Source organism: Hymenobacter agri, from assembly GCF_054778495.1.
On the sequence record NZ_BAAGZM010000825.1, the window covers coordinates 1 to 1,513 of the forward strand.

1 protein-coding gene is annotated in these 1,513 nt (G+C 63.8%); it reads left to right on the forward strand.

The features are described from left to right. Positions 1 to 176: 176 nt before the first annotated feature. Positions 177 to 1,513, forward strand: a 1,337-nt coding sequence (locus tag ACYVDE_RS22530; RefSeq protein ID WP_460503777.1) for a hypothetical protein, incomplete at its 3' end; no start/stop codon positions are given.

The window sequence follows — 1,513 nt, forward strand, 5'->3', positions numbered from 1 at the left end:
GGCCCAACGCGGGCCGGCTTCGCGCCGCCCAGAGCCGGACTCGCGGCGCAAACCGGCCAACTCGCGCCGGTGGGATTTGCTCGGCTGTCCAGGCCCTTTAACTTGCCTGGCAAGCAGGCCAAGCAGCCCGGCCCCACCGACTGCCGCCCCTTCTCCTCATCACTTTTTTTTGCCTTATGAACTCACGTTTTACTGCCTTGTTCCGCGCCCGCTGGGGCCGGCTGGCGGCCCTGGGCGCGCTGCTGCTCAGCGGGCCGGCGGCGCTGGCCCAGCTCAGCGGCACCTATACCATCAACGACGCGCAGCCCACCGGCGGCACCAACTACGCCAGCTTCGCGGACGCAGCGACGGCCCTGAATACCAACGGCGTGAGCGGCCCCGTGACGTTCAACGTGAGCGGCGGGCCTTATACCGAGCAGTTCCGCCTGCAGGCCGTGGCGGGCACGAGCGCTACCAACCGCCTCACCATCAACGGCAACGGGCGCACCATTCAGTTTAATGCTACGGTGTCGATTGCCCCGGCCGTCGTCACGCTGAACGGCACCGACTTCGTGACGCTGAACAACCTGACGGTGGTGGCCACCGGCGGCGCTGGAAACACCTACGGCTGGGGCATTCAACTGGTCAACAACGCCGACAACGACATCGTGAGCAATTGCACCGTGACCTGCGGCGTAACGTTCAACTGCGCCGGCATTGTGTCGAGCGGCAGCCCCTCGTTCGTGACCGGTACCGGTGCCACTACCAACCAGAACGTAACCATTACCAACAACACCGTGACGGGCGGCTACTACGGCATTTCGGCCGTGGGGACGTCCACCACCGCGCCCACGCCGGGCATCGTCATCAACAACAACACGGTGCGCGATTTTGCCCAGTACGGCGTGTACGTGGGCTACGTGAGCGCCCCGCAGGTAATCGGCAACGACGTGGCCCGGCCCAACACCACGGCCACCTCGGCATTCTACGGCATCTACCTCACGGCTGGCGCGAGCGGCGCGGCGGTGGAGAAAAACCGGGTGCACACGCCATACGCAGCGGGCATGGGCACCAGCGGAGCCTTTGGCATTTACCTGGATTCGGGCCCCGCTGCCACAGCGGCAGCCCCCAACTACATCGTGAACAACATGGTGTACGACATGGGCACAACGGGCAATGTCTACGGCCTCTATAACATCAGCGCCGCCTACTGCCGCTACTACCACAACACCGTCGACATAGATATGCCGGCGAACACCAGCAGCAACAGCGCTTATGGATTTGCCCAGATTTCGGGACCGAACGTAGAGTTCAAAAACAATATCATCCGTATCAATCGTGGCGGCAACGCGCCGCAGTACGCCATCTATCAGGCGTTGAATACCACGGGCTCTACTACTTCCGACTACAATGACCTAAGCGGGCAGGGCGTTAACTTCTTCACGGGCTACACCGCCAATACCGCCTACCCCACCCTGGCCGCCTGGCAGGCCGCCACCGGCGGGCCCTACGACGCGCACAGCACCGCCGCCGA